Source organism: Rhizobium sp. PP-F2F-G48, assembly GCF_004342335.1.
Classification (GTDB): domain Bacteria; phylum Pseudomonadota; class Alphaproteobacteria; order Rhizobiales; family Rhizobiaceae; genus Ferranicluibacter.
This window is the reverse complement of the sequence record NZ_SLVH01000013.1, coordinates 130,289-138,057: the sequence shown is the minus strand read 5'-3', so window position 1 is coordinate 138,057 and position 7,769 is coordinate 130,289. Positions and strand designations below refer to the sequence as shown.

Below are 7,769 nucleotides of genomic sequence, written 5' to 3'. Positions count from 1 at the left end.
AGAAACTTCAGAGCGAGTTCGTCGGTCGCCAGCAGCGCCGCCGCCCTCGTTGGTGTGCGGTTTATAGATCCCACTTCACCGCTTCGTCAACAGGGTTTTTGAAAAAAATGACAGTTTTCTGACAAGTCCTTGCGCCGCCGGGCCTGGCGCCCCCTCCCCTGCCCGCGCGACGCAGGAAACAGGTCGCGCGCAGCGCTCCGCCCTCAGTTCTACACATTCACAGTGTCTCAAGGGGCATCGCATCGCGCGTCGGATTTGACTTGGGGACGCGAAAGATGCACATCTTCGGACAATATACGCAGCCTATAATAAGAACCGGCGCGTTCAACAGGGACCCGATCAGCTGGCATGATCACGGACAAATCCATGATACGGTCGCTGGGCAACGAGCCGCCCATACTGGCCGATGGTCGCAGGGCACCCGACCGCCGTGAGATCTCGCTTCGCTGGCTCTCCGGCACCTTCCTCACCGGCATTACCTCCAGCCTCCTGATGGGCGTCGCGCTCTTTGCCGCCCTCGATGGCCGCCAGCAGCTCGCGATCCCGGCGGAAGCCTATGCGTCGGTCGATCCCAGCCTGCGCGCCGGTCAGCCCGCGACCACGGCAAAGCGCGGCGGCCGCATCCTGTCTCCCGTGATCGTCGCAAAGCCATCCGACCGGACGATTCTCGAAGTGTCCACGATGATCCATGACGGCGAGAAGGAAGTGGTGCGTCGTCAGCCCTTCGCCCATGTGAAGATGACGCTGGCCGCCAACCATCAGGCCTCCGAATCCTACCCCTCTTTCGATCCTCTCGCGATCTTTTCCAATGACGATGCCGCCTCGGCCCCTCCACCGCTGCGCACGGGCACCATCTATGGTTCCGACGTCGAATCCGAAGTCGCCTTGAAGACCGTCGATTTCCCGCTGAAGGGATCGACGCTCAAATTCGGCCCCTCGATGTCGCTCGAAGAGGTGGAGGAGAACGTCCGCTCCAACGGCGCGGCGCTCACCGAAGGCAACACCCAGCTCGCCTCGCTTTTTTACGTGGACCCGCGACGGTTCGCGTCGGATGCCTCCGAGCTCGACCTCATCCAGGGGCTTTCCGCCCGTGTGGTCGAGGAGAACATGACGGTCACGCCGTTCGAAACGATCAACGACAACAGCGCCGAATTTGCCGACGACGTCATTCCGGTGCGGCGCGAGACCGAAATGGCGAGCGTGCTGAGCAGCGCTGGATATTCCAAGGCGCAGGCAACCGACATCGCCGCCGTTCTCAAGACGGCACTCAGTTCCGACGTCTTCCATGAGGGCGACGTCGTGCGGATCGGCATCATCCAGAAGGGCGAGAACGAGGAAGCCCGCGTTATGCGGGCAAGCGTCTATGCCAAGGGCGGCGCGCATGTGCTGACCATGGCGCTGGACGATCATGGCAGCTTCGTGCGTGGCGAGGAACCGCCGCAGCTCTCGGCCGTCTATACCGCCTTCGACGACAACGGCACGCCGACCATCGCCGCCGGGCGCGATCTTCCCCGCGTCTATGACGGCGTCTATCGGGCAGCGCTCTCCTACGGCATGAACCAGGGCATGGTCTCGCAGCTGGTGAAGCTGCTTGCCAGCAATGTCGATTTTCAGGCGCAGTTGAAGCCGACCGACAGCCTGGAGGCATTCTTCTCGGTTGCGGACGAAAGCGGGCGGGCGACGGATACGTCCGAACTGCTTTACGTGAATGCAAAATTCGGCGACGCGCAGACGCGCTTCTATCGTTTCCAGGATCCCGACGACAATTCCGTCGATTACTATAACGAGATGGGCAAGAGCATCCGCCAGTTCCTGCTGCGCAACCCGGTTCCGAACGGCACGTTCCGTTCGGGCTTCGGCATGCGGCGCCATCCGATCCTCGGCTTCTCGCGCATGCATACCGGCGTGGACTGGGCCGCACCGCGGGGAACGCCGATCATCGCGGCGGGCAATGGCGTCGTGGAAAAAGCAGGCTGGGACAGCGGCGGCTATGGCAACCAGACGCTCATTCGTCATGCGAACGGCTATGTCTCGTCCTACAACCACCAGAGCGCGATCGCCAAGAACGTCAAGCCCGGCGCGCGCGTCTCGCAGGGTCAGGTCATCGGCTGGATCGGAACGACCGGCCTGTCGACCGGCCCGCACCTGCACTACGAGCTGATCGTCAACGGCAACCGCGTCGATCCGCTCCGCATCCGGCTTCCCGGCGGCAAGTCGCTGGACGGCCCGGCGCTCGCCCAGTTCGAGGAAGAGCGTCAGCGCATCGACGAACTGCTGGCCAAGGACAATGGCAGCGAGGTCGCCGCCACGCAGTAAAGCGTGCGCGCCGCAGCGTGCGCGCCTGCCGGCGCAGCGTCAATGCGGCCGTTTCGCCGCCGTCTCCGCAAGGCTTTCCTGATCCTGCATCTCGCCACCGCGTGCCGCATCCAGCCGCTCGGCAACGCCCGCATCGGCCGGGTCCTGCTCCCGCCGCCAGGGCCTGCGGCCTTTCAGGACGCCGGAATCGTGGACGATCTCGGCCACATATTCTTCCTGCCGGTAGGCCATCACATGGATGCCGGAGACCCCCTTGATCTCCTTCACCTCGTTGATGATGTCGATGCAGATCTGCTTGCCTTCCTTCTTCTGGTCGGCAGCACCCTCCAGCCGGGCGATGATCGCGTCGGGAATGTGCACGCCGGGCACGTTCGAGCGGATCCAGCGTGCGGTGCGGGCCGACGCCATCGGGCCGACGCCGACAAGGATATGGCAGTGCTCGGCCAAGCCGAGATCGCGCACCTTGTCCATGTAGGCGCGGAACATCGGCACGTCGAAACAATACTGGCTCTGCACGAACTGGGCGCCCGCCTCGATCTTCTTGGCGAGCCGGTAGGGGCGGAAATCATAGGGTGGCGCAAACGGATTGATGGCGGCCCCGAGAAAGACGCGCGGCGGCGCGGTGAGTTTGCGGCCGGAGAGGAACTTCGCGTGATCCCGCATGATCCGCACCGTTTCCAAAAGCGACATGCAATCGAGATCGAAGACGGGTTTCGCGCCCGGCTGGTCGCCGGCCTGCACGCCGTCGCCGGTGAGGCACAGAATGTTCGCAACGCCCATGGCCGCCGCTCCCAGCACATCGCCCTGAATGGCGATCCGGTTCCGGTCGCGGCACGAGATCTGCATGATCGGAGCGTAGCCCATGCGGGTCAGGAGCGCGCAGATGCCGACCGACGACATATGGCAATTGGCACCCGACGCATCGACGGCGTTGATGCCGTCCACCCAGCCTTCGAACACGGCGGCCCGGGCATAGACCTCTTCCGGGTCGGCGCTGTCGGGCGGGTTCAACTCGGCCGTGACCGCGAATTCGCCGCGCCGAAGCACCTGTTCCAGCCGCCCGCGCGAGGAATGTCCGGGCAGGAGATCGACGGGGGAACCGCTCATGTCGGGCGTCCCGCGCGTGCGGCCTCGCCATCGCGCGCCTGCGCCGCGGCGGCCGTGACGCGCAGCCAGGACGAGGTCTCGCGCAGCGACTGGTTCACCGGCGGCTGCACGGCCAGGATCGCGTCGCCGTTTTCCATCTGTTGCGAGCCTTCCCAGGCCTTGACCCAGACGCAGGGCATATCCGGCTCCACCTCGCAATGGCCGTTGGCGCGCACGCCACCGCAGGGCCCGTTGCGCAGCTGCTTCGGACAGTTCATCGGGCAGGACATGCCGGTCGAGGACAGAATGCACTGCCCGCACATGCGACAATCGAACAGCAGACCCTTCGCCCCGCGCTCGACAAGGGTGACGGGCGCCTCGGCCCGGGCATAGCCGATCGCCCGCCAAAGCGGATGCAGTGCCAGAAAGACCGAAGCGAAGCGGTGGTAGACCCATTCCAGAAGGCGCGAATGGCGCACCGACCAGAGGCGGATCGCAAAGCGGCGCTGCCCGCGCCGGTTCGGCGAAACGCTGGCGGGCGTATAGGCGCCGGTTGCGGCCTTGCGGCCGGCCTGCGCATTGCCCTTGTCGGGCTTCGGCGCCGGTGCAAGATCGGAGGGCGATGGTTTCGTCATGGCAGGTCTATCCGTCCAGCGCTGTTGATGTCTGCGCGTTGCTGCGAAGCCTTCATCGTCAGACCGTCTCCGTTCGGCGGAATGTGCGCGGTTTTTGCGCCCTGCGCGCATCCTTGCACGACACGGTGCCAAGGCGAAAGCGACGTTCGTAGGGGGGCTTACCAGATGCCGCGGGTCAGCCCGTTCCAGACCCATGTCCAGACCGGTGGGTGATACCATTGCCGGGAAGGACCGGATACGGCGATTGGCCGAAGCGTATCGGCAAGGGCGTCCTCCACGGCCTGAACGGCGATCCCTGTCGCGGCCGCCGTCTGCAGCAGGGGATAGGTATGCATCGTATCGGCCTTTGCCGGCGTCATGCGGGCCTGGTAGAGGATGCCGCCCGTATCGACGCCGGCATCGACCAGATGCACGGTCGCGCCGAAATTCTCCTCGTCCCGATTGACCCGGGCCCAGTAGCCACCCATCAGGCCCCGGTACCGGGGATTGATGCCCGCGTGAAAATTGATGACCGGACAGGTGAATGCCGCAAGCGTCTTCGCCGAGAGCATGCGGCAGGAAACCAGAAACACGACATCGGGCGAAAGCTGCGTCGCTTGCCGCAGGGCGTCCGGCGTGTTGATGGACGGGATCGGGATCGTCTGCACATCGGCATTCGGCGTGTCGGTAACGTCATAGGTCTCAAGAATCGCGCGGGCGCGACCCTCGGTCCAGCGCTTGCCGAATTTCGACGCGACCATCGTCACGAGCTGCCCGAGCGCGACCGGCCAGCCGAGCTTGCGCGCGCGTCTTTTGACGAAGACCGACTTCGGCTCCCCGGGCTCCTGGAGAACGACGACCTCTGAAAACCGGTTGGCGAGCGCATTGATCAGGATCTGCGGGTTGCGTCCGCCCGCCGTCACCACGGCCACTCGACCCGCACGCTTCCCCTCTGACATGTCCCCGTCCCTCTCTGGCAGATGCCCTTTGTCGCCGATCCCGCTTACCGGGTGATTAAGGGCGCAGGGACGGACAGGACGTCGCAGCGGAAAAGGCCTCCCCGGTCTCCCGGGAAGGCCTCAGTGTTCATGCCGGATCGCAGATATCTCGGATCAGGCGGCGGCGCGGTCCGCACCTGTGCCGCGCAGCTTGAAGTTCAGCCGGTCGGACCCTTCCAGCACCGTCACGACAGATCCGTCCGGAATGTCGCCGGCGAGAATCTTCTCGGCGAGCGGATCCTGGACATAGCGCTGGATCGTCCGCTTCAACGGGCGTGCGCCATAGACAGGGTCGTAGCCGCGCTCCGCCAGCCAGTGCCGGGCGTCGCCGTCCAGCTCCAGCGTGATCTTGCGATCGGCGAGCAGGGTTTTCAGCCGTTCGAGCTGAATGTCCACGATCGCCCCCATCTCGCCGCGCTTCAGGCGGTGGAAGAGAATGATCTCGTCGACGCGGTTGAGGAACTCCGGCCGAAAGGCCGAGCGCACAACGCCCATCACCTGCTCGCGCACGCTGTCGGTATCCTCGCCTTCGGCAAGACCGGTCAGATATTCCGCTCCAAGATTCGATGTCATGATGATCATCGTGTTGCGGAAATCCACCGTCCGTCCCTGGCCGTCGGTCAGGCGCCCGTCGTCCAGAACCTGCAGCAGCACGTTGAACACGTCGGGATGCGCCTTCTCGATCTCGTCGAACAGCACGACCTGATACGGCTTGCGACGCACGGCCTCGGTCAGCGAACCGCCTTCCTCGTAGCCGACATAGCCCGGAGGTGCACCGATCAGCCGGGCGACGGAGTGCTTCTCCATATATTCCGACATATCCATGCGCACGAGGGCCGTATCGTCATCGAACAGGAAGCGTGCGAGCGCCTTGGTCAGCTCCGTCTTGCCGACACCGGTCGGGCCGAGGAAGATGAACGAGCCGATCGGCCGGTTCGGGTCCTGCAGCCCGGCGCGCGAACGACGAACGGCACGCGACACGGCCTGAACGGCATCGCCCTGCCCAACGACCCACTGCGCCAGATCGTCTTCCATCCGCAACAGCTTTTCGCGCTCGCCTTCCAGCATCTTGTCGACCGGAATTCCGGTCCAGCGCGAAACGATGTGCGCGATATTGTCCGGCGTCACCACTTCCTGAACCATGGATGCGGCGGAACCGTCCTGCGCCTCGGACTCCTGCAACTCCTTTTCGAGCTTCGGAATCTCGCCATAGGCAAGCTCCCCGGCCCGCTGGAACTCGCCCTTGCGCTGGGCGATGGCCAGTTCGTTGCGGGCTTCGTCCAGCTGCCGCTTCAGATCGGCGGCAAGGCCGAGCTTGGATTTTTCCGATTGCCACCGCGCGGTCAGCGCATCAGCCTGTTCCTCGAGCCCGGTCAGATCCACCTCCAGCTTTTCCAGCCGATCCTTCGACGCGCGGTCGGTTTCCTTCTTCAGGGCCTCCCGCTCGATCTTCAGCTGCATGATCCGGCGGTCGAGCTCGTCCAGTTCCTCCGGCTTGCTATCCACCTGCATCCGCAGCCGCGACGCGGCCTCGTCCATCAGGTCGATCGCCTTGTCGGGCAGGAACCGATCGGTGATGTAGCGGTTCGACAGCGTCGCGGCCGCGACCAGCGCCGCGTCCGAAATCCGCACCTTGTGATGCTGCTCGTACTTCTCCTTCAGGCCGCGCAGGATCGAGATCGTATCCTCGACATCCGGCTCGTTGACCAAGACCGGCTGAAACCGGCGGGCAAGCGCCGCATCCTTTTCCACATGCTTGCGGTACTCGTCGAGCGTGGTCGCGCCGACGCAGTGCAGCTCGCCGCGCGCCAGCGCCGGCTTCAGGAGGTTGGACGCATCCATGGCGCCATCGGCCTTGCCGGCGCCGACCAGCGTGTGCATCTCGTCGATGAACAGGATGATCTCGCCCGCATCCGCCTGCACTTCCGAGAGAATGGCTTTCAGCCGTTCCTCGAACTCGCCGCGAAACTTCGCGCCCGCAATCAGAGCGCCCATGTCGAGCGCCATCAGCCGCTTGTCCTTCAGGCTTTCCGGCACGTCGCCATTGACGATGCGCAGGGCAAGGCCCTCGGCGATCGCCGTCTTGCCGACGCCGGGTTCCCCGATCAGCACCGGATTATTCTTGGTGCGACGCGACAGCACCTGGATCGTGCGGCGGATTTCGTCGTCGCGGCCGATCACGGGGTCGAGCTTGCCGTCCCGCGCGTCCGCCGTCAGGTCGCGTGCATATTTCTTCAGCGCATCGAATCCGGCTTCGGCATTGGCGCCGTCGGCGGTGCGGCCCTTGCGGATGTCGTTGATCGCCTGGTTCAGCCGCGCGGCGGTCACGCCGGCCTTGGACAGCGACTGCGCGGTCGAGGCGGAAGTTTCCACGGCCAGCGCCAGCAACAGGCGCTCGACGGTGACGAAGCTGTCGCCGGCCTTTTTCGACGCCTCTTCGGCCGTCGTGAACACCTTGGCCAGCGGCTGCGACAGGGCGATGCCGCCATTGCCGCCGGAAACCTTCGGCAGCTTTGCGAGGGCCGCATCATTGGCGAGCTTGGCGTCCTTCGCCCGGCCGCCGGCGCGCTCGATCAACGAGGCGGCCATGCCCTGATCGTCATCGAGCAGCACTTTCAGCACATGCTCGGGCGTGAACTGGGGGTGGCCTGCCGACAGCGCATAGGTCTGCGCCGATTGCAGGAAACCGCGAACACGTTCGGAATATTTTTCGATATCCATCGTCTGTCTCCTTGGAACCGGTACGCCCATGCGG

At 64.7% G+C, this 7,769-nt stretch carries 5 protein-coding genes; 1 reads left to right on the top strand and 4 read right to left on the bottom strand.

All coding sequences use genetic code 11. From position 1 onward, the window contains the following. The first annotated feature begins 348 nt into the window (after window positions 1–348). The gene (locus tag C8J36_RS22625) at window positions 349–2,316 is read left to right on the top strand and encodes a M23 family metallopeptidase (RefSeq protein ID WP_062595631.1); all 1,968 of its coding nucleotides are present in this window, start codon (window positions 349–351) and stop codon (window positions 2,314–2,316) included. A 39-nt stretch (window positions 2,317–2,355) separates the two neighbouring features. Here the strand turns inward: C8J36_RS22625 and C8J36_RS22620 are convergent, their stop codons facing one another. The 4 genes from C8J36_RS22620 to clpB form a co-directional block, all read right to left on the bottom strand. Further along, window positions 2,356–3,423 (bottom strand): methylenetetrahydrofolate reductase, encoded by a 1,068-nt coding sequence (locus C8J36_RS22620; protein ID WP_132537551.1) that lies wholly within the window; start codon window positions 3,421–3,423, stop codon window positions 2,356–2,358. Then, complete coding sequence (locus tag C8J36_RS22615) at window positions 3,420–4,037, bottom strand: methylenetetrahydrofolate reductase C-terminal domain-containing protein (RefSeq protein ID WP_132537550.1); 618 nt, start codon at window positions 4,035–4,037, stop codon at window positions 3,420–3,422. Before C8J36_RS22615 ends, C8J36_RS22620 begins: the two co-directional genes overlap by 4 nt. A gap of 158 nt (window positions 4,038–4,195) precedes the next feature. Then, window positions 4,196–4,975, bottom strand: coding sequence for a formyl transferase (locus C8J36_RS22610; RefSeq protein ID WP_132537549.1), 780 nt, complete (start codon window positions 4,973–4,975; stop codon window positions 4,196–4,198). Window positions 4,976–5,128: 153 nt separating this feature from the next. After that, on the bottom strand, window positions 5,129–7,735 hold the full coding sequence (gene clpB / locus C8J36_RS22605) for an ATP-dependent chaperone ClpB (RefSeq protein ID WP_132537548.1): 2,607 nt from the start codon (window positions 7,733–7,735) through the stop codon (window positions 5,129–5,131). Between the last annotated feature and the right edge of the window lie 34 nt (window positions 7,736–7,769).